Below are 26,718 nucleotides of genomic sequence, written 5' to 3'. Positions count from 1 at the left end.
GGGGAATTGATGGATCAGCTCGTAGCGCTGCCGGTTTCGGGTGACGCATTTTTACTACGCCGCTCAGGCCGCGTGATTCTGGTCGACGGTGGAAGGAGCAGCGTACTTCTCTCAGGAGAGCTGACCAAATACGGTGTGGATCGCCTAGATGTTGTTATCTGCACCCATGCTGACCATGACCACGCTGGTGGACTGGTCGATCTGCTGGACAGGTCGAAGATAAAAGTCCGGGAATTTTGGTTGCCGGGGGCGTGGGCAGAGTCGCTGCCTGTGCTATTAAAAAACCCGGCTGTCGTAGTGGATGACCTCATCCAAACCTTGGATCAGGAAATCCACGTTGCCCCTTTCGATGCAGACCCTGAAGAGTTCGAGGAGCGGATGCACTCTTACATCAGTGGTCAGAGAGATGCATACAGAGATTCTGAGCGGTTGGCTGACAGAGATAACTACAAAAATGCTGAGAGGTTGGCCGATGGAGATGACTATGAAAAGCCCTTCATACAAATAGATGAACAAAGGAGCGTTGGCCCGTTGGATGCTGAACTGCCAGAGGACAGACCTGCTGCGGAGCGCGCGGCCAGAGCGTTTCGAAATGGTCGCGGTCGGATCAGGTATCGGGTGGCCAAAAAGAAGGTTAGCAAAACGGTCGCTTCCTTCTGGTTAGGTTTGATCGACACCGCTGAGCGAATTCACGCGATAGCTGTGCAGGCCATGCGGCACGGCGTCAAAGTACGCTGGTTCGATTTTGGGGAGTTTGCGAGAACGGATCGTGCTGGTGGGGGGGATAGAGGTTTTCTCATACCCCTCAATGCGGTTGAGCTTGCTACCCCGCTGCCCCCGCCTGTTGGGTTATCATTTCTGGTACGCCTCACCCCGGTTAATGAAGAATGTTTGGTATTTCTATCACCGGCTTCCAAAGACTACTGGCTAGGACCTAGTATCTTGTTTACGGGCGATTCGCCCTTGGGGAAGGGAAAGAATTATTCTGCGAGCTGGTTACGATGGCCTACAGAAGCATCACGTTACGTGGTTGCCACTGCACCTCACCATGGCTCCGAGAGCAATCTGGCGGCATATAATCATCTTAGCGATGAAGTGAAAGTGATTTGCTGGGTGCGCTCTGGCGGGAATGCTAGTCATCCAGGACCTACTTACCGTCGCATTGATCCTTCACTGCGCATATGTACTAACTGTCCTCGTACTAAAAAACCGCGACAGGCGGCTGAGATCCATTTTTCGAAACGTCCGATTTGGTTTCCGATGCGCACCCATGGGCACAGATGCTCCTGCTAAACCAATGAGATGAGCCTCCACCCGTGTCATGTGGGTAAACCCCTCGAAGTCAGTGTCCGCTTCTGGCTGATAGCTGCCTGTGACTACGGACAGCTATCGGCCAAAAGAGGTCTTAAAATTTTTGCAAAAGCTGACGCCATTAATCGCCGTCTTCACATGGATACGGGGGATCCACTTCAGGAATTCGTGCCTCGAACTCCTTGGCCAGCCATTCATATTTGGGGCGTACTCTGTCGTCGTCTTTGAATTGCTCCCGCAGCTTTTCGATCTCTGCTGGCGCTTTCAGCATCGATTGTCGGAACTTACGAAGAACTTTTTCTCCGGACATGACCAGGGAACTGTCATTCAAAATATGTCTGAAAGCGGTCGCAAGAGAGGCATAGTAGTAATCACCGTCTTCTTCTATGAACGACTCGAACAATCTAAATGTATCAACAGCTCTGTAATGCTCGATACAATGCTTATCGATCAAAAATCTAGGATGGTTGGCCTTCTCGGATTCAAGGAAATATGCTTGATTCATTGCTGGCCCGAACATTGGGCCACCTTGGATGTGGACAAGCTCTCCGACTGTCACGCCACCGCGAAGCAATAGGTTATGTGACATCCACATCATTGCGCTAATTTTAGTTAGTAGATCCAGGACCATTTGCGACGCAATAATATCATCAGAGCGGGCAGATAATACCAAGCTATCAGAAAAGTAGTTAATGCTAACTGGGTGCAGTTGCTGCTGAATTGTTGACATATGTCGAGCGGTTTCTCGAACCCGCTCTACTTCCCCCGCAGGAATTAGCTCAAAATTAACAGTAGTGACCAGCTCAGCTTCGATTTGTGCCGGATGCATCGCCATCAATGCATCAAGAATCTTTTTAGGTAGATCAGGTGTGACGGCGCTTTTCTCTACTAGCTTGCCAAATCCCAATATATCTACAAAAGCAATGAACCGTTCTTCGTACATCTTGATATGCCCTATTGAATTTTGATGACCATGCCAACGGCTTCTGGAGTCCGCCAAATTTTTTAGGGACCCCCTCCGCTTCCGGCCGAAAGCTGAGTTTTGCAAGGGACAGCTTTCGGCCAAGAGCAGTGAATCGAATATGTATGGAAATAATGATACGCCCTGGATATTACAAGATACTCTGTTGCTCTTGCATTGCTTGATTATTAAAAACCAGAGATAAATATTTAAATCCTGGTTCGTTGGAAATATAGTAAAAGGTGTCATTCCCTATGGTGGCTAAAAAATACATTCCGTGACACATGTCAGTGTGCACGCCCACTTGAAACTGACCTCTATAACTAACTTTTATATGCGCAGTCTCACCATAGAAGCATCTAAGCTCTCTCTCTAAACTAGCACCGTCATGAGCTGGAAATGGGCGTTCTATTTTTTCTGCTGTGATGATTTCCGCATCAAAAAACAAACCATGTGTAGCCATAACTACTCCCTACAGATCAATTTATAGCTCGATTTTAGATTTCTATCTTAGCCCACGTAGGCTTATGCGTGCCGATTTTCGTGTTCTGCTTAAAGCAGCTCGAGTGACGCGCCCATAAAATGAGAACGGGGTAAAATCATAGGATGACGAAGGGAATTGCCGCTGACTTGCATGCCAGCGTCCCGGGCCAACGCTAGAGGCTTTGCAAAATGTGGTCGTGGGAAGATGTTGGCTGAGAGGCAGCTTTGGGTCGAAAGCAGCCAGTCGCGAGTGACCGCTTTCGCCCCATGGCTGCCCTTGGCGAAGGTCAGCTAACGGCCAGAAGCAGTCGACACAAACCAGCCCGGTACAGATAATCAAAATCTCACAGGGATGCCCAGGAACGAATGTCATGGACTGTCTTCCGACGCTTGTCACTGATCGGCTGGTTCTCACCCCCCTCCAGTTAGAGGATTCGCCCATCATCCAGGAGCTGTTCCCCTGCTGGGAGGTGGTTCGCTACCTCGATCGTCGTGTCCCATGGCCGTATCCAGAAGACGGGGCGCTGATCTATGTCCGAGATATCGCCCTGCCTGCCATGACAGCAGGTCGTGAATGGCACTGGATGATCCGCATGCGCGACGATGCCAGCTGCACCCTGGGTAGCATCAGTTTGTATGATCAGCCTGGAAACAACAGAGGCTTCTGGCTCGCTCCACAGTGGTGGGGAAAGGGCTACATGCGCGAGGCATGCCGGATCATCAATGCCTATTGGTTCGAGACACTGTCGCGTCCGGTCATGCAGGTTCCCAAAGCGGTTGCCAACGACGCATCTCGCAGGGTCTCGGAACATGAGGGTATGCGCTTGGTAGACGTGCGGCCAGGAGATTTCGTATCTGGACGGATGGAGGTCGAAGTATGGGAAATGACTCGTGCTGCCTGGTTAGAAAGCTCGACTGCCAGTCGCTAGTTTTTTCACGACTGCGTCCGCTCCTCGCCTGCTTTCGAATTGCCTGACCGCCGCTCGGCGACTTTCCGTCCCCCCCCCGGAGGTGTAACGGCTAAAACTTACTGAATCGACTGCGATAGTACCCGGCTTCGTCTGGACAAACCTGCTTGCAAGGCGAACGCAATCGTTACAGTCGATGGTGCAGAAAAGCTGCCCAGCCCGCCACCGGCAAACATCAAGGCCAGCCCCGAAGCGGTGGCGCCAAACCAGGCCGTCAAGCCGACAGCATTCCATGCGCGCTCCCCGCCGAGCGCAACCACGTCAAGACGACCCAAAAGAATCTGCGCTAATGCCACGCCGACCCAAGCCACTACAAAGATGCCTTGGTAGGCCAACGCCTTGAGCAAGTATGCGAATACATCCGCGAGCATCAGGCCATACACGATCAGCCCAACCGCCAGCGCCCACAGCAGGTACGAACCACACAGGCCGAAACGGGAAAAGAACGCCTGCATGTTCAAGGTCGCCAGGTAGTAATTGGCCGTGTTGATCCGGGTTTGCGTGGCCCAGACGAACAACAGCCCCCACAGCCCCATCAACTGCAGGATCGCCATGACCACCGACACTTCGTTCAGCGCGCCTTCGTGGGGAATGCTGCTGACCAGATAGATGCCCGCCGCGCCATTGAGCAGGAAAGTCACCATGTAGAACGGCATGCCGAAGTTCCAGCGACCATGGTACTCAGCGTCCTCAGGTTTGCCGAAACGCGCGTAATCGAAGGTGAACAGCATCAGGATCCAGACCCCCATGTATGCCACGAAACAGTCCCACCAGCCCAATGCAGCGGGAATCGCCGGGCCAAAGTCCAGCCATTGCGGCTGGTAGCCATAACGACTGATCGACCACCCCACCGCCGCCAGCAGACCGCCGAGGTACACCGGCAGCAGTACACCGTTGAGCTTGTCCAGCCAATGCTGAACGCTGCCCATCACCATCGGCACGCTGTACAGCACCACCAGCAATGCAGCCAGCGGATACGCCAACTGTGGATACAGGTGATTGAGCGCCACGGCGATCACCGAACCCTCGAAAACCGCGTAGTAAATGGCCGTGGAAAAGAAGATCAGCGTCGCCAGGCACGCACCGGTGCTACCGAACAGCAGCCGCGAAAACAGCGCCACCGACAAACCGCTGCGCATCGCGAAGCGACTGAGCACGCTGTTGACCAGGCCATAGCTGATCACCGACAACAGCATGCCGATCAACGCATTGCGCGCGCCGTAGGACAGCGCCAGGGAAGCGCCGACCACGATATAGAACATTGCACTGCACACCGCCCACCAGGCCATGGTCAACGACAGTCGCCCCATGCGCGCGTCGGTCGAAACGGGGTGATTGGCCGGGTCCTTTCCGGTTTGACTCGATTGCGATAAAGCAGCCATATGCGTGAACTCCAGAGCCAGTCAGAGGTTGAAGCGCGGGCAGCCGCCCCCGCACCGAGGGGCGGCGTTGGCTAGCCTTTTTTGGCTTTACCCGCGCAGTACGGCGGGCAGATCAGGAAGGGAACAGCTTGCTCAGATAGCTGAGTTTTTTCTTGTAGGAACGTCGGGCTTGCAGCGCCTCTTCCAGAGTCACCGCGACGAAGCGGGCCTTCTGGTTGGGTTGCATCTGGCCGACCAGATCGAGGTCGGCGCTGATCACCGTGCCGATCATCGCGTAGCCGCCACCGGACACTGCATCGCGGTGCAGAATGATGGGCTCGAGCCCTGCAGGCACCTGGATAGAGCCGATCGGGTAGCAGCTGTCGACGATGTTCGAAGGATCGGAGCCGGCGCCGAACGGCTGCTCGCGAGGCTGGAAGCTCAGCGGGCTGCCACCCTTGAAGCGATAGCCGATGCGATCTGCCTCCGAGCCGACGGTCCAGGCTTCGGCAAAAAAGCTGTCCGCCGCCGCCAGGGTCAGACGGTCGTAGTACAGCCCTGGCACCACCCGCAGGGTGATCTCCCCTCCCAGCGACTGTCGCAACGCCATGGGCAGGCTTGCCCCGACACACCCCTTGCCGCTGGCAATGCCGATCGGCAGTTCATCACCCATCACCAGCCTGCGCCCCTGAAAACCACCCAACGCCCCCAATGTGTAGGTGGAGCGACTGCCGAGCACCACCGGTACATCGATACCGCCGGCCACCGCCAGATAAGCCCGCGCGCCAGCCTTGGGAAAATCGAATCGCAGCACTTGTCCGGCCTTCACTTCGAAGGCTGTGTCCAAGTGCATGTCCACGCCATCGACTTTCGGCGTCATCTGCGCACCGCATACCGCCACCAGGGCATCCTGGTGAAACTCCAGCTCCGGCCCCAGCAAGGTGCACTCCAGCGCCGCCGAATTGGCCGGGTTGCCCACCAACTGGTTGGCCGCGCTCAGGGCGTACTGGTCCAGCGCCCCGGAAGGCGGGATACCCAGGTGGTAGTAGCCCTCGCGGCCGAGGTCCTGCACCGAGGTGGCCAGACCGGGTTTGAGTACCTTGATCATGCCAGCACCTCCTGCAGCGACTTGGGATAGCCGATCGGGTCGGCGAGAAACGCATCGAGCGAGAACTCTACTGGACGGATGCGCAGGTCGAAGCGCCCGGCTTCGACCTCGGCCACGGCGTGGTCATAAGCATCGCGGTCCATCGACTTGAACTGCACGATGTCGCCGGGACGGAAGAACACCATGTGTTCCTTGAGGTACCCCAGGTTCTGCTGCGGGTCGTAGATCGGTGCCGGAGTGACGCCAAACATCTGGTAGCCACCGGCGCCACGTACCGAATAGATGCAACCGAAGCAGCCGCCATGGCCCAGGGTCAATTTCGGCGTGTCGGTACGGGGTCGCAGGTACTTGGGCACCTGCAACTGGCGTTCGCGCTCGACCATCTGGAACATGAACGGCAGGCCCGCGACGAAGCCCACCATCGAAACGAACCACGGCGCGCCACTGTGGGCGGCGATGAACGCCTCGACGTCGGCCAGGCCGTTGATGCGCGCGGCGTACTCCAGGTCCGTGGCGTTCGGGTCCTGGTGGCGGTCGCGAAAACGCATCAGGGTTTCGTGGGTCCACGGATCGTTGTAGAGCACCGGGATTTCGATGATCCGGGTGTGCAGGGTGCGCTCGGCCACGGCCTCGGCTTCGGCGCCCTTCACCGCTTCGAGCAGATCGGCCGGGGCGATGCGGTCCGGGTCGAAACGGATCTGGAACGAAGCGTTGGCCAGGCACACGTCGAGCACGCCATCGAGGGCCAGGCGCTCCACCGCACGGGTGACGGCCATGCCCTTGAAGAAGGCTTCAAGGGACATGCTGTCGCTGACTTCGGCAAACAGATGTTCGTCGGCGCCAAAGCTGTAGCGAATCGGACTGTTCATGCTGCACCTCCGCTGCGGCGCTCGGCCAGCCAGGTTTCCAAAGTGCCGGTGTGGAAGTCGGCGGTGTGCAGCCAGGGTTGCTCCAGCAACTCGCCGTGCAGAGACAAGGTGCTGGCCATGCCCGTGAGCGTGGTCTGCTCCACGGCCAGTCGCGCGCGGGCCAGGGCCTCGGCGCGATCGCTGCCATGGACGATCAGCTTGGCCAGCAGCGAGTCATAGTATGGCGGTACCCGGTAGCCTTCATACAGATGGCTGTCGACGCGCACGCCCTCGCCTTCCGGCCAGTTCAGCGCTTGCACAAGACCCGGGCTTGGGAAGAAATCCCGCGCCGGGTCTTCGGCGTTCAGGCGCATTTGCAGGGCCGCGCCGTTGAGCCGGATATCGCTTTGCTTGAGGCCCAGCGGTTCGCCGCCGGCGATGCGCAACATGGCCTGAACCAGATCGATGCCGGTGATCAGCTCGCTGACCGGGTGTTCCACCTGGATCCGCGTGTTCATCTCGATGAAGAAAAACTCGCCGGTGGCGTCGTCGTACAGATACTCAAGGGTGCCCGCGCCCTGATAGCCCAGGGCCTCGGTCAGGCGCACGGCACTCGCGCAGAGGGTCTCGCGCTGCTGCGCATCGAGCACCGGCGACGGCGCTTCTTCGAAGATCTTCTGCCGGCGGCGTTGCAGGGAACACTCGCGTTCGAACAGATGCACCGCATGCTTGCCGTCGCCCAGCACCTGCACTTCGATGTGCCGGGCCTTGCCGATGAAGCGCTCCAGATACACCGCGCCATTGCCGAAGGCGGCCTGGGCTTCGCGCTGGGAACGGGGGAATTCTTCGCTCAGTTGCTGCGGGTTTTCCGCCAGGCGAATCCCACGCCCTCCGCCACCGGCCGAGGCCTTGATCAGCAGCGGGAAACCGACGGATTCGGCGGCTTTGAGCGCCGACTCCACATCGAACAGTTCATCCGGGGAGCCGGGCACCACCGGCACACCCGCGGCTTGCGCAGTGCGCCGGGCCTCGGCCTTGTCGCCCATGCGCCGGATGGTCTCGGGGCTTGGGCCTACGAAAATCGCCCCGGCGGCTTGCACCGCTTCGGCAAATTCGGCGTTCTCCGAGAGAAAGCCGTAGCCTGGGTGCACCGCGTTGGCGCCGGTGGCCTTCAGGGCACCGAGCAGCGCTTCGACATTGAGGTAGCTCTTGTCGGCGCGAGCCGGGCCGAGGATGTGCACTTCGTCGGCCATGCGTGCGGCCTGGGAATCGACGTCTGCTTCGCTGCACGCCGCCACGGTTGGAATCCCCAGCGCTTGCGCGGCACGGATGATCCGCACGGCGATCTCGCCACGGTTGGCGATCAGCAGTTTACCAATGCCTTGGGTCATGGTCGTGCCCTCACGCGTCTTCGAGTGTGGCGATGACCTGACCCGGCTCCACCGGATCACCGTCTTCGACCAGAAACGCGTCCAGACGCCCTGCCGTGCCGGCGGTCAGTTCGGAAAACTGCTTCATGACCTCGATCAGGCCAATCACCGTGTCGGCGCTGACGTTGGCACCGGCCTCGACGTAGTTCGGCGATTCCGGGGTGGCCTTGCGGTAGAAAGTCCCCGGCAACGGGGTGATGACTGTGTGCTGCGCCATGTCTGTTCCTCTTGGAATATTTGTAGAAAGGCAGGCAAGAAATCTGTGTGTCGAGTAAGTCCTGGCGTCTGCGTGCCAGTGTCTTCGGTTGCGTTATCGCGGTGCGCGCACCTGGATCCCTGCGCCATCGAGCGCATTACGGGTAGCCTCGACCAGTGCCAGGGCACCGGGTGTATCGCTGTGCAAGCAAATGGAGTCGAATTCGATCGCCAGGTCTTCACCCTCCACCGTGCGCACCACGCCTTCCTGGCAGGCACGCAGTACCCGCGCAGCTACTTGCGTCGGGTCGTAGGCACGCACGTTGCGGGTGAAGACGATGGAGCCGCTGAGGTCGTATTCGCGGTCGGCGTAGAACTCGCGGATCACCGGTTGGCCGAGCTCCGTGGCGATACGCCAGATCGCCGACTCGGGCATGCAATACAGCAGCAGCTCGGGCTCCAGGCGCTGCAGGTTTTCCACCAGCAAACGCGCCGCTTCTTCGTCCCGGGCCAGGTGCATGTACAGCGCGCCGTGGGGTTTGATGTGTTGCAGGGCCACGCCTTGAACCCGGGCGAGTTCACGCAGGGCGCCCAGCTGATAGAGCATGTCGTCCACCAGCTCCTGGGCCGGTGCATTGATGTGACGGCGGCCGAACCCGACCAGGTCGCGAAAGCCCGGATGGGCACCAACGGCCACGCCCAGGCGCTTGGCCTGCTCGACAGTGCGTCGCATGGTGCCGGGGTCGCCGGCATGGAAACCGGTGGCGATGTTGGCCGAGCTGATGAAGCCCATCAGTTCGTTGTCGACGCCGTCGCCGATAGTCCACGGACCGAAGCCTTCGCCCATGTCCGAATTGAAATCTACTGCCTGCATGACACTTGCTCCTGACCCTTGTGACTTCATGCAGAGCACGTTAAATTCCAGCCGCCCCCTTGGGAAGATCTATTATCAGAGGGGTTATCTTCTGAAAATCAGATACCTCATCAAGCGGAGTGTTCATGTCACTGACCCTGCGCCAGGTTCGCTATTTCGTCGCCACGGCCGAGATCGGGCAAATCTCCCAGGCTGCGATTCATTTGAATATTTCCCAGTCGGCGGTAACCACGGCGATCAAGGAGCTGGAGGGCATGCTCGGCACGCTGCTGTTCCAGCGCTCGGCACAGGGCATGAGCCTGACCGATGCCGGACGGCACTTTCTCAATCGGGCCTACGTGATCTTGCGCAGCGTCGACGACGCCCTTAACAGCCCACTGCCGGACGTTCGCGCCACCGGCCTGTTGCGAATAGCGGCCAGTTACACGGTAATCGGCTACTTCCTGCCGCATCATCTGCAACGCCTGGAACACTGGCACCCGGACGTGGCCATCGAAGTGCACGAACGGGAGCGCCAGGCCATCGAGCAAGGCCTGCTGGAAGGCGAATTCGACATGGCGGTGGTGCTGACATCGAACCTGACCCACCCGGACATCGTTTCGAAAACCCTGCTCAATTCCGAGCGCCGGCTGTGGCTGCCCAGCCATCACCCGCTGTGCGAACACTCGGCCGTGAGCCTTGCCGACGTCACACAGGAGCCCTTCATCCTGCTTACCGTCGACGAAGCCGAACAAAGCGCCATGCGCTACTGGGAACATGCCCGACAGCAGCCCAACGTGCGAATCCGCACCAGCTCCGTGGAAGCGGTGCGCAGCATGGTGGCCAACGGCAGCGGCGTGGCGATCCTCTCCGACCTGGTACACCGCCCCTGGTCGCTGGAGGGTAAACGCATCGAAACCGTGACCATCACCGACAAGGTCACCCCCATGAGCGTCGGCCTGGCCTGGCATCGCGAGCGAGAATTCAGCCCGGCGATGCACGCGTTCAACAATTACTTCCACGACGCATTCCTGGCGCCGCAGCAACTTTCCGCACGGCGCTGAAAGCAAGCAAATGCCCCTGATCCATCAGGCCAGTCATGCGCTGCGCCCTTGTGCATTCTTGTCGATACTCAATTAATCCCATATGATACTAAGTCTCATTTGCACCAGTTCTGTGGCAGCTCATGGCATCCATCGATACCGCTCAGCTCACTGCTCTCTACGAACAGCAACACCGCTGGTTGCGTAGCTGGCTGTATCGGCAATTGAGCTGCTCACACCGCGCGGCTGACTTGATGCAGGACACCTTCATGCGTCTGTTGGCCAGCAACGAGGCACTTGAAATCCGCCAGCCTCGCCCTTTTCTGGCCAAGGTGGCACGCAGTGTCCTGTCCAACCACTACCGCCGCGCACGCCTGGAAAAAGCCTATCTGGAGGCGCTGCAGACCGAGGACCAAAGCGAACTGCCGGATCTGGCGACCCAATTGATTCTTTTCGAGACGCTGGTACGACTCGACGAAGCGCTGTGCGAACTGGATGTCGCCGTCAAGAAGGCTTTTCTCTGGTCGCAACTCGATGGGCTCGGCCACGCAGAAATTGCCGAGCGGCTGGATATTTCAATCGCTACCGTCAAGCGCCATATCATCAAGGCGGGGGCGCGATGCATGCTGGTGACGGAATGGCTGCAATGACTATCACCGCAAACGCCTTTGGCCAAGAACCCTCGCTATCGCCGAAGATGTGTGAGGAAGCGATGGAATGGTGGCTCGATATGCAGGAGGCCCATTTTGATTCACCCGCACAGGCCGCTTTCATGGCGTGGCGTCGTGAACACCCCTTGCATGAACTGGCCTGGGAAAAAGCCTTGGCGCTGGGGGCGCAGCTCGATTCAGTGCGCACCCAAGGCGATCCTGGCCTCGCCCGACAGGCGCTGTTGCTCCCCTCCCAGGAAGGGCTGAGCAGGCGTCGGGCAATAAAGGGCCTGGCCTTGCTGCTGGCTGCGGGTACCGGTGCCTGGTTGAGTCGCGACAGCGAGTTGGTGTCGCGCATGAGTGCCGAGTACACCACGGGTGTGGGCGAGCAGCGACGTGTTGCGCTGGCCTCGGATCTGTCGCTTGAACTCAATACCCGTAGCGCGATAAATGCTCGCGCGACTGACCATCGCTGGCACCTGAGATTGCTCAGCGGCGAGGTCCTGATCAACACTGCCTTGAACCCGGCGCTGTTTATCGAAACCGCTCAGGTTCGGGCGCAGACGTCCTCGGCGCGTTTCACGATGCGGCAGTTTGACAATGGCTCGACCCAGTTGGCGGTCTATCGTGGCTCGCTTGACGTCCTGCCGACTCAAGCCAGCACCTGGACCACCCTGCAAGCCGGGCAGCTGGCGCGTTTCGGGCCGCTCGGGATGCTCGACCAGGGGGCAATGCAAGCATCCACTCCCGCTTGGGCCGAAGGCATGATCGTCGCCAACGGCCAGCCGCTTCAGGCGTTCCTCGATGAGCTTGGCCGGTATCGTCATGGGCATCTGGGGTGCGACGCCGCCTTGGCCAATCTGCGTGTATGGGGCACCTACCCGCTGGCAGACAGTGATCGAATCATCGATGCCGTCGCCCAGACACTGAAACTGGATGTACAGCGTTTCACTCGCCTGTGGATCAACTTGCGACCCCTGCCCGCTAACGTTTGAAGTTTTTTCGTCCTCGATGAGCCGTTTTGATTTCTGGCGAGACTCATAGGCCATACATCAAAAATCATCGGGAAACTTCACATGCATCGCCGCAGTATTTCCTCCTGCTACGTAACCTCGCTCGCCACTACCGCAGCGGTTCTGCTCGCCACTTCAGCGCCAGCCTGGGCAGCCGCCGATAGCCACGTGCAGCACTACGAAATTGCCCCGGCGCCACTGGGCGCTGCGCTCAATCAGCTGGGCCAGCAAGCCCACTTGTTGTTGTCGTTTCCCAATGAGTTGATTGCCGGGCAAAACAGCCAGGGCTTGAATGGTGATTACACGGTCGACGGCGCTTTACAGGCGTTACTCGAGGGCAGCCAACTCATTGCGGTTCGCCAGCCGGATGGGCGATACACCCTCCAGCGCGCACCGGCCTCTGCCGCCCTGGAGCTTCAGAGCATTTCCATTTCGGGCAAGGCTCCCGGGTCGACTACAGAGGGCACCGGGCTCTATACCACCTACTCATCCAGCAGCTCGACCCGTCTGAACCTGACCCCCAAGGAAACCCCGCAGTCGCTGACCGTCATGACCCGCCAGCGCCTGGATGACCAGCGCCTGACCAATCTCAGCGATACCCTCGATGCCACACCGGGCATCATCGTGTTGCGCGACGGACAGGGTGCCGAATCCGACGGTTACTTCTCTCGCGGCTTCGAGATCCAGAACTTTGAAATCGATGGTGTGCCCACCGTCAAGCGCATGGACAATTACACCCAGGGCATGGCCATGTATGACCGTGTGGAGGTAGTGCGCGGTGCTACCGGCCTGATCAGCGGGCTGGGCAGCCCTTCAGCGACGATCAACCTGATCCGCAAGCGTCCGACCGCCGAGGCTCAGGCCAGCGTCACCGCTGAAGCCGGCAACTGGGACCGCTACGGTACCGGCTTTGATGTATCCGGCCCGCTGACCGAAACCGGCAACGTACGCGGTCGCCTGGTCGCCGACTTCAAGACCGAGCAGTCCTGGATCGACCGCTACAAACAGGACTCGCAACTAATCTACGGCATTACCGAGTTCGACCTGACCGAGGACACCCTGCTGACGATGGGCTTCAGTTATCAACGCACAGACGTTGACTCCCCCATGCGCTCCGGCTTGCCGACCCGCTTCACTGACGGCTCTCGTGCAAACCTCAAACGCTCGCTCAATTCGGCTCAGACCTGGTCTTACAACGACCATGAACAAACCAGCTTTTTCACCTCGATCGAGCAGCAGCTTGCCAATGGCTGGAGCGGGAAGATCGAACTGACCCACTCCGAAAACAAGTTTGACGAAGTCTTCAACTACGTGAACGGTAGCCTCAACCCGGATGGAAGTGGCACCACTCAGTTGCCAGTGCGCTTCTCCGGTATCCCACGCCAGAACAACATCGATGCCTACCTGACCGGCCCGTTCGGCCTGTTGGGCCGCGAGCACGAGTTGATCGCCGGTGTGACCTTGTCCAACTACTACGAGAGCGTGCCAAGCTACGGCGGCTGGAAATACGATTACTCGGGCTCTCCCGCCGGCGCGATCGACAACCTGCTGAACTGGAACGGCGCCTCGGTGAAACCGGAATTCGACGTCACGGGCAAATCCACTGTCGACGAGACCCAATACGCCGCCTACCTCGCCACGCGCCTGCATGCCACCGACGATCTGAGCATCTTGCTGGGTAGCCGCGTGATCGACTGGCATCGTGACATCGAGGACAAGCCCTACAACGCAGAACACACCAAGACCAAGGAATCGGAAACCGGCGTCTACATTCCGTATGCCGGCGTGGTGTATGACGTCAACGATACGTGGTCGCTGTATGCCAGCTATACGAAAATCTTCAACCCTCAGTCGTCCTGGGTTCGCGACATCAACAACAAGCCACTGGACCCGATGGAAGGCACCGGCTATGAAGTCGGTGTCAAGGGCAGCCACTTCGACGGCAAGCTGAACTCCAGCATCGCGCTGTTCAAGATCGAGCAGGACAACCTGGCGATCTGGATCGACACTCCAGGCGGCAACACTTACAAGTCGGAACAGGGCACTACTACCAAGGGCGCTGAGTTCACCCTGGACGGAGAACTGGCCGAAGGCTGGCAGGCCTCCGCCGGTTATGCCTATGCGGTGAGCACCGACGCTGACGACCAGCGTATCGTTACCACCCTGCCCCGCCACAGTCTGAAGACCTTCACCAGCTATCGCCTGCCGGGCATTCTGGACAAGGTCACCCTCGGCGGCGGTGTGAACTGGCAGAGCAAGACCGGTGCCGACCTGCACACCTTCACCCAAGGCAGCTACGCCGTCACCAACCTCATGGCTCGCTATGACTTCAACCAACATCTGAGTGCGTCAGTCAATCTGAACAACGTGTTCGACCGCGAATACCTCAGCTATGCCGGCGACCACGGTATGTACGGTGCTCCAAGAAACATCATGACGGGTATCAAGTACAACTTCTGACGTTCGCACGCCCCGCACTGAACCAGGGCCATCGGTTTCAACCCAGTATCAACGGCCGCAAGACCAAGGGCATTTGCACGGCTGGAAATCGATGGCTCTGGCGCTCGAAACTTAGTTTCGCGGCAGTATGTTCAGCATACTGTCCCGTGCCATGCCGGAAGAATGTACAGGAATGCCTGCGCCGAGTTTTCTCAGCACGACATAGAACACCGGCGACAGCAACAAGCCGAACAACGTCACGCCAAGCATTGCGCAAAACACCGTGACGCCCGACCTCGCTACCTGCGCCGCTGCCGAGCAGAAGCGGTACGGCGCCGGCGATGAATGCCAGAGAGGTCATCACGATCGACCGCAGCCGCCAATCAATCGAGAACGGGCCTCTAATGACCTCGCGCCACCTGATCAGGCAATGCGCCCAGGCTCGCGAGAAAAACTTCGGTATCTCGATTGGACCGCAGGCAGACCACGCGACAAGCCGACGGGGCGGTCGCCACGAATCGCTTCATCGCCTCCCGGGACGAGTTCTTCGTCCGCCACATGAACCTGAAAAACTCCGGCAGGTTGGCCAGCAGTTCCGGACAGTCGTCCGGCAAGTCAGGCCGAGATCGACCGCGGCTCAGCATCGTTCTGAAGAACACACGCCAGAATCGAAGCGGCGCCGAGCGATCGATCCATATCACCGTGTCAGCGCGGGCCAGCCGGTTTTGCCATGTCGTCGAGTGCCCGCCTTCGAAGATCCAACGCTCACGGGCCTCGACCTCATGGCAAAGACGCGTCTTCTCGTCACGGCTGCGCTCGACCCACCCTGGCTGCCAGTGAATCGTGTCGATATGCACGACCGGCAAGCCCGTGCGCTCGCCAAGCTTGCGCGCCAGGGTACTTTTCCCAGACCCTGGCTGACCAATGATCATCACCCGTTGCATTGAAGCTCCCTCTCGCCATGCCTGATGATTTTTGGGGGCGCGATTGTACGGCAATGGCGGGTTCGGTCAACTGCATGCTTTGAGCGTCTGTTGTAGGTCGATAGCCGTGGTCGTTGATGACTGGTATCGACCCATAGCGGTCAATCTAGTGCTATCTGGCAAGATCAAGATGCCCGTCTCTGTGGGGGCCGCGCGAGTGTTTGGACATCTTCTGACATCACCACAACAATGCTTCAACCTGATCAAATCGCTCTGCAATCTTCAAATAGGTTTCTGCCCAACCGCTACTCATGCTTGTTTCTTGCAGCGGCCCAGTGGGTGCAAAGATTACGGTGAGCTTCAATCGTTCGGGTAAGGTGCCGGCCTTCACCAAGTCAAGCAAGCTTTGAAGCTCTTGTATTGCTTCGCTTTCGTCTGCCCAATACGACCAGCAAAAGTCGTTACCTGGAATCGACACCAGCTCGATAGACGCCTCCAGAATCAACACCAGCAACTCCATCGGAGAAGGGTCGCCAGGGTTGGGACCGAGCAAGTACCTAACTCTCTCAAGTTTCATAACGCAGCACTCTGGCAAGGAAGTTGACAGCTCGGGATTTTAATCGTTTCTTGGTACTTGGGTTGAAGCGGCTGATTCAGGCCGATAGCGGTCATCCACGACGTTCAGCTATCGAGCAAAAAACGGATGTTATATCCAGGCAACTAGTGATCTCCCGCAAAAGCGAAACAAGCCCCAGAAAGCCTCAGCACCGCGCCTCAAGTAATTTACGTATCTCCCGGACTACCACCGCCTCGACACTTCCCTCATCCAGCTCCATCGAGAACACTGCGCAACACGCGACGGCCTCCCCCACCGCACATCGATAGACCGCCACCACGCTCCCGGGCCCGCACCCGGTATGCCCGGCCAGCGTCAAACCACCCTCGACCGCCCCTCGCATCAGCCCCAAAGCATATCCAGGCGCGATCCACGGCCGGCCAGCCATTGGCCCACCCAAACCCTTTGTCACCCGCATTTCCTGCAGCAGCTCGGCCGGAAGCAGTGCCCCGGCAAGCAGACGATCCAGCAAAAGCGCAGCCTGCGAAACAGGGCCGATCAGCAGCCCGTGATAGACCCAGCCAGGGTCGTAGTTCAACGAATCGCCCAGGTAGTCCCCATTCAGATCCGCACGTTTGCTCGCCAGGCGAACCGCCGAGATACCGAGCGGCGCCAACACCTGCTGCCTGAGCGCTTCTTCAAGCGGTAAGCCCGTGGCCCGCTCGATGAGCCTGGCTACCAACATGTAACCCACATTCGAGTAGCGCCAGCCCGCTCCGGGGGCGTAGCGAAGCCGGGCGCCATCCAGGCGCTGCATCATCTCGTCCACGGGCCACGCAGGTTCATGCTTGGCAACTGCCGCGTAGTACTCGGCAAGCTCGCAATAATCTGCGAGGCCCGCCTCATGACGCAGAAGCTGGCGCAGGGTGTAAGGGGTTTCAGGCAGCGCGGTATCCAGGGCAAGTCGACCGTCGCGCACCAAGGTCAAGGCGGTCGCGGCCAATACCGTCTTTGTGAAGCTCCACCAGGGCACACAGGGTTCGGCCTGGAGGGATGGCGTCAATGAGCGACCATTGAATAGCGTGGAAATCAGCATCGAATACTCATGATAGTCATGACAGACCGGTACGCAGGCGCAGAGGCAACACCTTACCGCATTGCGGCGATGCGGGCCGCTTCTCGCGCCCACATCCAAAGCCGTATCCACAAAGGTGCGGTGGATAGCCGCAGGCATCTGCCATCCAGTACGCCATGCCCCGAAATACAAGGCCTCAACAAACAAGCCCGTCATCTGATATGGTTTTTATCGCGATACCTGGGCCTGTGCTGAAAACAGATCGCGGGCCATAGTGCCCTGGCCTGATCGAGGCCTGATGAGCGACGAACCATGAGCGAGAGAATCCCCTTCCGAGTCATCGAGGTTGCCCCCACCACCCACAAGAGCAAAAGCCAGGTGGCCGGTGGCATCCATACACGCAGTTTCACTGGCTTCTACCGCAACCTGCGGATCGCCTTCGCCGGCTTGCTGTTCGTACTGTTCTTCGGCACTGCCTGGTTGCAATGGGGCGACCGCCAGGCCGTGCTCTGGGACCTGGCCGACAGCAAGTTCCATATCTTCGGCGCGACCTTCTGGCCGCAGGACTTCATCCTGCTGTCGGCGCTGCTGATCATCTGCGCCTTCGGCCTGTTCGCCATCACCGTGTTTGCCGGCCGCGTGTGGTGCGGCTACAGCTGCCCGCAAAGCACCTGGACCTGGCTGTTCATGTGGTGCGAGAAAATCGCCGAGGGCGACCGCAACCAACGCATCAAGCTGGCTGCCGCGCCCTGGGGCGTGGAGAAGATCGCCCGCCGCGCTCTCAAGCACGGCCTGTGGCTGGCCATTGGCGTGCTGACCGGGCTGACCTTTGTCGGCTACTTCACGCCGATCCGCCCGCTGGCTGCCGAACTGTTCACCTTCGAGCTGGGTGGCGTGGCCTTGTTCTGGGTGCTGTTCTTCACCGCCGCCACCTACCTCAACGCCGGCTGGCTGCGCGAGGCGGTATGCATGCACATGTGCCCCTATGCGCGGTTCCAGAGCGTGATGTTCGACAAGGACACCCTGGCGGTGGCCTACGACCCCAGCCGCGGCGAAGCCCGTGGCCCGCGCAAGAAAGGCAGCGATGCGCGCAGCCAGGGCCTGGGCGACTGCATCGACTGCACCCTGTGCGTGCAGGTATGCCCCACCGGCATCGACATCCGCGAAGGCCTGCAGATGGCCTGCATCGGCTGCGCCGCCTGCATCGACGCCTGCGACGGGGTGATGGACAAGATGGGCTATGCCCGTGGCCTGATCGGCTACAAGTCCGAACACAACCTGCAAGGCGGCAAGACCCACTGGCTGCGCCCTCGCCTGCTAGGCTACGCCGCCGCGCTGACGGTGATGATCGGCGCCCTGGTGTTGGCCCTGCAGATACGCCCGATGGTGTCGATGGACGTGATCAAGGACCGTGGCCTGTTCCGCGAGAACGCCCTGGGCCAGATCGAGAACATCTACCTGCTCAAGATCATCAACAAGACCCAGGAACCGCAGCACTATCGCCTGCGCCTGGTGGACGCCGACGGCTTCGAGCTGCATGGCCGTACTGAGTTCACCCTGGCCTCCGGCGAGATGAGCGAGCTGCCGGTGTCGGTGGCGATGCTGGCTGATCGCCCGACCAGCAGCTCCCAAGAACTGACCTTCGAGATCCAGGACAGCGACCAGCCGGGGATCCGCAGCACCGCGCGCAGCCGTTTCGTCGCACCGATGAATCGCTGATCCCTTACACTGATCATCACCTTACCTGCCAAAGCCATAATGAAACGCTACGAACGATTTGCCGACGACATTGCCGAACTGATCCGCTCCGGGGTGCTAGGCCCCGGCCAGCGGGTGCCTTCGGTGCGCTACGCCAGCCAGACCCACGGGGTCAGCCCGTCCACCGTGTTCCAGGCCTATTACCTGCTGGAGCGCCGCGGACTGATCCGTGCCCGGCCGCGTTCCGGATACTTCGTCAACGCCCATGCGCCGCGGCCGTTCTGCGAGCCGCAGCCCCAGGCGCCGGCCAGCGAGTCCACCGATGTCGATGTGAGCGGCCTGGTGTTCTCGATCCTCGACTCGATCAAGGACCCGCACACCGTACCGTTCGGCTCGGCCTTCCCCAGCCCGAGCCTGTTCCCGTTGCAGCGCCTGTCCCGTTCGCTGGCCAGCGCCAGCCGGGCCATGGACCCGCGCATGGTGGTGACCGACCTGTCGCCGGGCAACCCGCAACTGCGTCGGCAGATCGCCCTGCGCTACATGGTTGGCGGGCTGATGCTGCCCATGGAAGAACTGCTGATCACCAACGGCGCGCTGGAAGCGTTGAACCTGTGCCTGCAGGCCGTGACCCAGCCTGGCGACCTGGTAGCCATCGAGGCACCGGCCTTCTATGCCTGCCTGCAGGTGCTCGAACGCCTCAAGCTCAAGGCGGTGGAAATCCCGGTGCACCCGCGCGAGGGCATGGACCTCGGCGTGCTGGCCCAGACCCTCGACAAACACCCGGTCAAGGCCGTGTGGTGCATGACCAACTTCCAGAACCCGGTGGGCGCGAGCATGCCGGAGGCCAAGAAGCAGGAACTGGTCGAATTGCTCAAACGCCACCAGGTACCGCTGATCGAGGACGATGTCTATGCCGAGCTGTACTACTCGCAGCAGGCGCCAAAGCCGGCCAAGGCCTTCGATACCGAAGGCCTGGTGATGCACTGCGGGTCGTTCGCCAAGAGCCTGGCCCCGGGCTATCGCATTGGGTGGGTGGCGGCCGGGCGCTTTGCGCAGAAAATCGAGCGGCTCAAGCTGATGACCTCCCTGTGCGCCTCGATGCCGGCCCAGGCGGCGATCGCCGACTACCTGCAACACGGCGGCTACGACCGCCACCTGCGCAAGCTGCGCTACGCGCTGGAGGGCCAACAGGCCAACATGCTCGCCGCCATCGCCCGTCACTTCCCGGCGCAGACCCGGGTCAGCCAGCCCTCTGGCGGCTACTTCCTGTGGCTGGAGCTGCCCGAGCAGATGGACGCGTTGAAGCTGTTCCACATGGCGTTGGCCCAGGGCATCAGCATCGCGCCAGGGCCGATCTTCTCGCCCACCCGGCGCTTCGGCAACTGTATCCGCCTGAACTATGGCAGCCCCTGGGGCGATGGCGCGGAACAGGCCATGGAAACCTTGGGGCGAATCGTGCGTTCGTTCTGATACATGGCAGGTAAAGGTCGGCCCGGTTATAGTTTCGCCACTAGCCGACCGGTACCTGCCCATGGCCAATACTCCAGCCCCCTCCATCGAACGCTTGAGCGCACGCATCGCCGAGCTCGAGGCGCAAGTTGCGCGCAATGAGCTCGAATTAAACTGCTTTGCATTGCTGCGCAGCCATATGGCCGAGGGTTTCTGCGTGCTGGAGCTGCTTGACGGGCCAGAGGGGCCGCTGAGTAACTATCGCTACATCCTCAGCAACGATGCCTGCCTCCAGCACACCGCACATGCCAAGCAGATGGGGCAGACGGTGCGTGAACTCCTCCCCAGCGAAGCCGACGCCTGGGTAGCACGCTTCGCCGAAGTCGTGCGTACCGGCAAACCGGCCTGCTTCGAGCAGCGCTTGAACGCCACCGACCGTCTGCTGTCCATCGCTGCCCATCGCCTAGGCCCGGCCACCGACCGCCGGGTGGCGGTGCTGTTTACCGGCGCCCCGGCCAGCGAACGGGTCACGAATGCCATGCTTGACCGCGCCCGCAAGAGCGCTGACGAAGCGCGTGTAAACAACAAGCTTCTGGGAGAGCTGGTCGACCACAGCTTGGCCAACGTATTTGCTGCCGACTGCAACCAGCGCCTGATCGCCATCAACCGGACAGCATGCGAAACCTTCGAGCGTCTGCATGGCTTCATCCCCAAGGTGGGCGATTCCATTTCGCAGATCCTGGCGGCAACGCCTGACCTCCTGCCAAGCCTCGAGCCGGTGTGGCCGAGAGTGCGGGCGGGCGAGCCATTCACTCATGTCATCACCGTCGGCCCCGCTGAAGCGCAGCGACACTACGATATGCGCTACAACCCCTTGCGCGACGCCGAGGGACGGATTCAGGGCGGCTACCTCTTCGCCTATGACATCTCATTGCGGGTAAAGGAGCAGAAACGCCTGCAACTGACAGAAGAAGCCTTGCGCCAATCGCAGAAAATGGAAGCTATTGGCCAACTTACCGGGGGCATCGCCCACGATTTCAACAATCTCCTGGGGGGCATCCTGGCCGCCCTCGAGATCGCCGACAAACGACTCAGACACGGTCATAGCCGCGACTGTCGGCACATGCTCGGCATCGTCCAGCAGAACGCCACGCGTGCCAGCACGCTGGTCCAACGCCTGCTGGCATTCGCCCGCCAGCAGACGCTGACGCCACAGGCCGTGGACGTGCACCTTCTGATGGCGGGCATGCATGACCTGATCAACAGCACCCTCGATGCGAACATCACATTTGTCGATGCGACGCTGGCCGGGCTGTGGGCAGTGCGTGTGGATCCCCCGCAACTGGAAAACGCCTTGTTGAACCTGTGTATCAACGCCCGGGATGCCATGTCCAGAGGCGGCACCTTGCGTATCAGTTGCCAGAACAATCCACTCGGCTCGCCCGAGGCCGCCGCCTTGCAGCTCGCTCCAGGCGACTACCTTCAGATCGTGGTGGAAGATACGGGCTGCGGCATGCCCGCCGAGGTTGCCTCCCGCGCCATCGAGCCGTTCTTCACCACCAAGCCACTTGGCCAGGGTACTGGCCTGGGCTTGTCCATGGCATATGGACTGATGCGCCAGTCCGGAGGACAGTTGAGTATCCACAGCACTCCCCAAGGCGGCACACGCATCAGCCTGTACCTGCCACGGGAACAGAGTTCCACGTTACCGCTCGCACACTTGGACCCTCACCGAGCGATAGAGTCTGCATGTAATACTGGCCTCGACATTCTGCTGGTCGAAGACCAGCAGACCCTGCTCATGGTAATCCGTGAGGTATTGGAAGAACGGGGGCATCGGGTTCGCGTCTTCGACGAAGGCGTTGGCGCCGTACAGGCCCTTGGCCAGGCCCCCAGCCCCGCATTGCTGATAGTCGATCTCGGATTGCCAGGTAGCGTCGATGGCTACCAGGTCGCCAACGCTTATCGTGCCGGTAACGCGCACATGCCCGTGTTGTTCATCATCGGCTACGACGGGGAGTTGGATAAGGACCGGTGGACGCCATCCGATCACACCCTCCTGCTGCGCAAACCCTTTGAGTTGGCGTTGCTGATGGCACGGGTCGACCAGTTGCTCAGCGGTACCCGCCAAGCTCCTGACACACTCTGACGCAACGCCGCCACGGCGCCCCCCCCTATCACTGGAAGCCCTCATGCCCTCGCGCGAACTGCAGTCCCTTCGCCAACAGATGGAAGTCCTTCGTCAGCGCAACACCGAGTTGGAAACACAATGGGCCCGCCATCAACAGGATGATCAAGACCTGTTCCGCTTTCTCTTCGACACGATGGACGAAGGTTTCTGTGTCATCGAGTTCTTCGATGGGCCTCACGGTCCGCTCAGCGACTACGTGCATGTGCTGGCGAATGCGGCCTATACCCGCCACGCAGGCATTGCCGACGTAACCGGGCAGAAACTGCGGGAAATGGTGCCCGACGAAGCCGATGACTGGATCGCCCGTTATGGCCCCGTGCTGCGCACCGGGAAGCCCTTGCAGTTCGAGCAGGAATTGGTGGCAACGGGGCGGGTGCTGTCGGTGACCACCTTCCGCATCGAGCCGGCCGAACGCCGGCAAGTGGCGGTACTGTTCAAGGACGTCACCGAGCGTTACCGCGCCGAAACGGCGCTGCAACAACTCAACGAGCATCTCGAACAACGCGTGGCTGCCGCCCTCGCTGAACGCAGCTTGTTTGCCGAGCTGGTGGAGAACAGCGTTGCGCGGGTCCAGGTGGTGGACACCTCGATGACATTCCTCGCGGTAAACAAACGCGCGGTCAGGGACTTCGAGTATCTGTTCAACCATACGCTCAAGGCAGGCGATAGCCTGATCGACTGCCTGGCAGACTTCCCCACCGAGCTTGACCGCTGCATGGCGCTGTGGCGCAGAGCACTGGCAGGTGAAAGCTTCACTGAAGTGATCGCTTACGAAAAAAATGGCCGCCTTGGCCATTTCGAGTCGCGTTTCACGCCACTGCGCGACGGCGCCGGGGTAATAACCGGCGCTTATTTGTTCGTCTACGACATCACCCGCCGGGTCAACGAGCAGCAACAACTGCTGGAGGCTGAAAAGGCCTTGCGCCAGGCCCAGAAGATGGAGGCAGTTGGCCAGCTTACCGGTGGCATCGCCCATGACTTCAACAACCTGCTGGCGGGGATACTCGGCGCTCAGGAGCTGATGCGCCAACGTGTGCAGCAAGCACGCCATGATGATATCCCGGCCTTGCTGGACAGCGCCTGCAGTTCAGCTCATCGGGCCGCCACGCTGGTTCAGCGGCTGCTGGCTTTTTCCAGACAACAGACCCTGCAGCCCCAGATGATCCGGCTCCGTACCCTGGTCGAGGGCATGCAGGAGTTGATCAGTCGCAGTGTCGGCCCGGCCATTGAAGTGAGCTGCCATTTCGAGCATGACAAGGGGCTGAGCTTTGTCGACCCGCCACAATTAGAGAGCGCGCTGCTCAACCTGTGCATCAACGCCCGCGATGCCATGCCCAGTGGCGGGCGCATCGATATCGATTGCCGCCGGGTGCAGATTACAGATGATACTGCCCAGACGTTGAATTTGCCGGCGGGTCGTTATCTGTGCCTGGCGGTAGAGGACAATGGCCAAGGCATGTCTGCAGAGGTGGCGGCACGTGCGGTCGAACCGTTTTTCACCACTAAGCCGTCAGAGCGCAACACCGGGCTTGGGCTGTCCATGGTCTACGGCTTCGTCCGCCAGTCCGGTGGCCAATTGCAGATCCGCTCGGCGCCTGGTGAAGGGACATGCATACGCCTTTACCTGCCTTGGAAACCCGGGAGCGAACGCCCGCCCTTGGCGGCAATCGAGCCTGCTGCCCGCACTCCCGCCTCCGGGCGACGCATAACCTTGGTAGAAGACCATGAACCACTGCGCGCGATAATCACTGAAGTACTCGAAGACCTCGGCCATTGCATCGACAGCTACCCAAACGGCCCTGCAGCCCTCGAGGCGAACGGCCAGCCCGAGTTGTTGATCACCGATATCGGCCTGCCCGGCGGCCTTGATGGACGACAGGTAGCCGAGGCGTTTCGCCTGCGCCTGCCTGAGGTACCTGTGCTTTTCATCACCGGTTACGATGCGAATGCCGTATTGAATGAGCGGCCCATGCCTTCTGGGGCTCGAGTACTGACCAAACCCTTCACGCTCGAAGCGCTGGTCGAACAGGTAGAGCAATTGCTGTCGATGACAAGGAGCCCCGTCGATGACTGTGTGCCCGCGAAGCGAGAATCCTGAGGATCTGCATGAGCTGCGGCAGGCCCTCAGCGAAGAGCGCCAGCGCAACATGCGCATGGCACAAGAGCTGGAGCGATTGCAGGCGCGGGTGCAGGAGGCCGAACGCTACCGGTTCCTGTTCGAGGCCATGGAGGAAGGTTTCTGCATCATCCAGTTCATCCCCGGCGCCGACGGCCAATGGAACGACTACCTGCACCTGATGGCCAATCCCGCCTATTGCCGCCATGCTGGTTTGTCCGATGTAGTGGGGCGCACCTTGCGCGAAGTCATCCCCGACGAGGCCGAAATCTGGCTGGAACGCTTCGGTGAAGTGGAACGCACCGGCGATCCCATCTACTTCGAACACGATCTGTACGCCACTGACCGCTGCCTTGGGTTGGCGGCGATTCGGGTCGAGCCCGCCGAACATCATCAAGTCGCGGTGATCTTTCGCGATGTGACGGCGCGCAAGCGCGCCGAAACGGCCTTGCACACGCTCAATACGCAACTTGAACGGCGCATCGAGCAGGCAGTAGCCGAGCGCAAGATTTTCGCCGACCTGATCGATGCCAGCGTCGCCTGCGTGCAAGTGGTGGACAGGCACATGCGTTGGCTGGCCGTCAACGCCGCCACTCGCGTCGAATTCCAGCGGATTTTCGCTTTCGAGCCCGAAATCGGTGCGCCACTGATGGCCGAATTCTCAGCCGCAACGAGCGACTGCCAACGCTCTCTGGCGCTATGGCGCAAGGCGTTGTCCGGAGAAACCTTCATCGAAATCGACGCGTTCGGTGAAGGTGCCGCGCGCCGTCACTATGAAATGCGTTTCGCGCCCTTGCACGATAACGATGGCCAACCAGTGGGCGCTTACCTGTTCGCCTACGACATTACCGAGCGGGTCCAGGAGCAACAACGCCTGGCGCAAGCCGAACAAGCGTTGCGCCAGGCGCAGAAAATGGAGGCCGTGGGCCAGCTGACCGGCGGTGTGGCGCACGACTTCAACAACCTGCTCGGCGGCATTCTTGGGGCACTGGAACTGGCTGACCAGCGCGTGCAACAACAACGTCACGATGCCCTGCCGCTGCTGCTGGGCAACGCCAAGGACGCCGCGCTGCGAGCCGCCTCGCTGGTTCACCGACTGCTGGCGTTCTCCCGCCAACAGATTCTGCAGCCCAAGCCTACCGCTGTGGCGGCACTGGTCGAGGGCATGCGCGAACTGATTGCGCGCACTGTCGGGCCGCATATCGACCTGTCTTGTCAGAACGATGACGAACTTTGGACAGTGCGCATAGATCCGCCGCAGTTGGAGAGCGCGCTGCTCAATCTGTGCATCAATGCCCGCGACGCCATCAGCGGCAATGGCGCGGTGCGCATCGCCTGCAGCAACGTCGAACTGGACGAGCAGGATGCCGCCATCCTGGATCTGGGCGCCGGGCAGTACGTGCGCATCAGCGTCGACGACAATGGGCGCGGCATGGAGAAGCCCGTGCTGGCACGGGCGATGGATCCTTTCTTCACCACTAAGCCGCTTGGCCAGGGCACCGGCCTTGGGCTTTCGATGATCTTCGGTTTCGTACGTCAGTCCGGGGGCCAGCTAAAAATAGCCTCGATACCTGGGCAAGGCACCAGCATATCCATGTTTCTGCCTCGCCACCACGGCGCGGCGCAGTGCCTGCGAGGCAAGACTACAGGGTGCGTGGTCGCACCTCAGACACAGGGCAGTGCGCGCAACGTCGCGGTGGTTGAAGATGAGCTGGCCATGCGCAAGGTGATGGGCGAAGTCCTCGAGGAGATGGGCCATGAGGTGCGTATGTTCAAGGATGGCCCCGAAGCCGTGGCAGGCCTGCAGGCAAGCAAGGCGCCAGACTTGCTGGTGACTGACGTCGGCCTACCCGGCGGCCTCAATGGCCGCCAGGTGGCCGGCCTGCTGCGCCAGCGCTACCCAGGCTTGAAAGTACTGTTTGTCACGGGCTACGACGAAACGGCTGCGCTGGGCGATGGCGGCCTCGAGACAGGCATGAGCGTGCTGACCAAGCCGTTTTCCTTGCAGCAACTGGCAGAGCAGGTCGATTGCCTGCTGCAGGAGTGA

Annotated in this window: 22 protein-coding genes and 1 pseudogene; 11 read left to right on the top strand and 12 right to left on the bottom strand. The window is 60.2% G+C overall.

Translation table 11 applies throughout. The features are described from left to right. Positions 1-9 precede the first annotated feature (9 nt). Entirely contained in the window at positions 10-1,293 is a 1,284-nt protein-coding gene (locus OH705_RS17705; RefSeq protein ID WP_267302650.1) for an MBL fold metallo-hydrolase, read from the top strand. 139 nt (positions 1,294-1,432) lie between these two features. Here the strand turns inward: OH705_RS17705 and OH705_RS17700 are convergent, their stop codons facing one another. Together OH705_RS17700 and OH705_RS17695 are read right to left on the bottom strand one after the other, a co-directional pair. Then, positions 1,433-2,254: a hypothetical protein gene (locus OH705_RS17700; protein ID WP_267302649.1), complete on the bottom strand. Its 822-nt coding sequence runs from the start codon at positions 2,252-2,254 to the stop codon at positions 1,433-1,435. Between the two features lie 169 nt (positions 2,255-2,423). Next, a complete protein-coding gene (locus OH705_RS17695) occupies positions 2,424-2,735 on the bottom strand; it encodes a hypothetical protein (protein ID WP_267302648.1) in 312 nt (103 codons plus the stop codon). Positions 2,736-3,126: 391 nt separating this feature from the next. Between OH705_RS17695 and OH705_RS17690 the strand changes: the two genes are divergently transcribed. After that, positions 3,127-3,684, top strand: coding sequence for a GNAT family N-acetyltransferase (locus OH705_RS17690; protein ID WP_267302647.1), 558 nt, complete (start codon positions 3,127-3,129; stop codon positions 3,682-3,684). A 98-nt stretch (positions 3,685-3,782) separates the two neighbouring features. On the opposite strand, the gene OH705_RS17685 is transcribed toward OH705_RS17690, so the two are convergent. The 6 genes from OH705_RS17685 to OH705_RS17660 all read right to left on the bottom strand — a co-directional run bounded on the left by OH705_RS17685 (position 3,783) and on the right by OH705_RS17660 (position 9,539). Next, positions 3,783-5,033 (bottom strand): purine-cytosine permease family protein, encoded by a 1,251-nt coding sequence (locus OH705_RS17685; protein WP_267302646.1) that lies wholly within the window; start codon positions 5,031-5,033, stop codon positions 3,783-3,785. Positions 5,034-5,217: 184 nt separating this feature from the next. Beyond that, entirely contained in the window at positions 5,218-6,192 is a 975-nt protein-coding gene (locus OH705_RS17680) for a biotin-dependent carboxyltransferase family protein (RefSeq protein ID WP_267302645.1), read from the bottom strand. Next, entirely contained in the window at positions 6,189-7,061 is an 873-nt protein-coding gene (locus OH705_RS17675; RefSeq protein WP_094011987.1) for a 5-oxoprolinase subunit B family protein, read from the bottom strand. The genes OH705_RS17680 and OH705_RS17675 overlap by 4 nt, the downstream gene beginning before the upstream one ends. Further along, positions 7,058-8,431, bottom strand: a complete 1,374-nt coding sequence (locus OH705_RS17670) for an acetyl-CoA carboxylase biotin carboxylase subunit (protein WP_267302644.1) — start codon at positions 8,429-8,431, stop codon at positions 7,058-7,060. Before OH705_RS17670 ends, OH705_RS17675 begins: the two co-directional genes overlap by 4 nt. Before the next feature lie 10 nt (positions 8,432-8,441). Then, on the bottom strand, positions 8,442-8,687 hold the full coding sequence (locus tag OH705_RS17665) for an acetyl-CoA carboxylase (RefSeq protein ID WP_023629552.1): 246 nt from the start codon (positions 8,685-8,687) through the stop codon (positions 8,442-8,444). Positions 8,688-8,780: 93 nt separating this feature from the next. Then, entirely contained in the window at positions 8,781-9,539 is a 759-nt protein-coding gene (locus tag OH705_RS17660; protein WP_267302643.1) for a 5-oxoprolinase subunit PxpA, read from the bottom strand. Between the two features lie 125 nt (positions 9,540-9,664). Here OH705_RS17660 and OH705_RS17655 point away from each other — a divergent pair, with 125 nt between their 5' ends. From OH705_RS17655 to OH705_RS17640, 4 genes are all read left to right on the top strand, one after another. Continuing rightward, positions 9,665-10,582, top strand: coding sequence for a LysR family transcriptional regulator (locus tag OH705_RS17655; RefSeq protein ID WP_023629551.1), 918 nt, complete (start codon positions 9,665-9,667; stop codon positions 10,580-10,582). Between the two features lie 122 nt (positions 10,583-10,704). After that, entirely contained in the window at positions 10,705-11,211 is a 507-nt protein-coding gene (locus tag OH705_RS17650; protein WP_267302642.1) for a sigma-70 family RNA polymerase sigma factor, read from the top strand. Beyond that, entirely contained in the window at positions 11,208-12,206 is a 999-nt protein-coding gene (locus tag OH705_RS17645; protein ID WP_267302641.1) for a FecR domain-containing protein, read from the top strand. The genes OH705_RS17650 and OH705_RS17645 overlap by 4 nt, the downstream gene beginning before the upstream one ends. Before the next feature lie 81 nt (positions 12,207-12,287). Then, a complete protein-coding gene (locus OH705_RS17640; RefSeq protein ID WP_267302640.1) occupies positions 12,288-14,684 on the top strand; it encodes a TonB-dependent siderophore receptor in 2,397 nt (798 codons plus the stop codon). Between the two features lie 111 nt (positions 14,685-14,795). Here the strand turns inward: OH705_RS17640 and OH705_RS17635 are convergent. The 4 genes and pseudogenes from OH705_RS17635 to OH705_RS17620 all read right to left on the bottom strand — a co-directional run. Then, positions 14,796-15,042 (bottom strand): annotated as a pseudogene (locus tag OH705_RS17635) (efflux RND transporter permease subunit); the annotation flags it as partial. A gap of 22 nt (positions 15,043-15,064) precedes the next feature. After that, positions 15,065-15,607 carry an AAA family ATPase gene (locus tag OH705_RS17630; protein ID WP_267302639.1) on the bottom strand — a complete coding sequence of 181 codons (543 nt, stop codon included), beginning with the start codon at positions 15,605-15,607 and terminating at the stop codon, positions 15,065-15,067. 217 nt (positions 15,608-15,824) lie between these two features. Further along, on the bottom strand, positions 15,825-16,094 hold the full coding sequence (locus tag OH705_RS17625) for a hypothetical protein (RefSeq protein WP_236660999.1): 270 nt from the start codon (positions 16,092-16,094) through the stop codon (positions 15,825-15,827). 253 nt (positions 16,095-16,347) lie between these two features. Further along, complete coding sequence (locus OH705_RS17620; RefSeq protein WP_267302638.1) at positions 16,348-17,238, bottom strand: serine hydrolase domain-containing protein; 891 nt, start codon at positions 17,236-17,238, stop codon at positions 16,348-16,350. Positions 17,239-17,529: 291 nt separating this feature from the next. Between OH705_RS17620 and ccoG the strand changes: the two genes are divergently transcribed. The 5 genes from ccoG to OH705_RS17595 all read left to right on the top strand — a co-directional run bounded on the left by ccoG (position 17,530) and on the right by OH705_RS17595 (position 26,718). After that, positions 17,530-18,936, top strand: coding sequence for a cytochrome c oxidase accessory protein CcoG (gene ccoG / locus OH705_RS17615; RefSeq protein WP_267302637.1), 1,407 nt, complete (start codon positions 17,530-17,532; stop codon positions 18,934-18,936). 39 nt (positions 18,937-18,975) lie between these two features. Further along, positions 18,976-20,385: a GntR family transcriptional regulator MpaR gene (gene mapR, locus OH705_RS17610; RefSeq protein WP_038706298.1), complete on the top strand. Its 1,410-nt coding sequence runs from the start codon at positions 18,976-18,978 to the stop codon at positions 20,383-20,385. Between the two features lie 61 nt (positions 20,386-20,446). Next, the gene (locus tag OH705_RS17605) at positions 20,447-22,513 is read left to right on the top strand and encodes an ATP-binding protein (RefSeq protein WP_267302636.1); all 2,067 of its coding nucleotides are present in this window, start codon (positions 20,447-20,449) and stop codon (positions 22,511-22,513) included. A 43-nt stretch (positions 22,514-22,556) separates the two neighbouring features. Beyond that, positions 22,557-24,653 (top strand): hybrid sensor histidine kinase/response regulator, encoded by a 2,097-nt coding sequence (locus OH705_RS17600; protein WP_052062212.1) that lies wholly within the window; start codon positions 22,557-22,559, stop codon positions 24,651-24,653. Then, positions 24,622-26,718 (top strand): hybrid sensor histidine kinase/response regulator, encoded by a 2,097-nt coding sequence (locus OH705_RS17595; protein ID WP_267302635.1) that lies wholly within the window; start codon positions 24,622-24,624, stop codon positions 26,716-26,718. The genes OH705_RS17600 and OH705_RS17595 overlap by 32 nt, the downstream gene beginning before the upstream one ends.

Source organism: Pseudomonas sp. BJa3 (assembly GCF_026343815.1).
In the GTDB taxonomy this organism is placed as follows: Bacteria; Pseudomonadota; Gammaproteobacteria; order Pseudomonadales; family Pseudomonadaceae; genus Aquipseudomonas; species Aquipseudomonas soli.
Note: the sequence above shows the minus strand (reverse complement) of the source record. Positions and strands in the feature narration are given on the sequence as shown.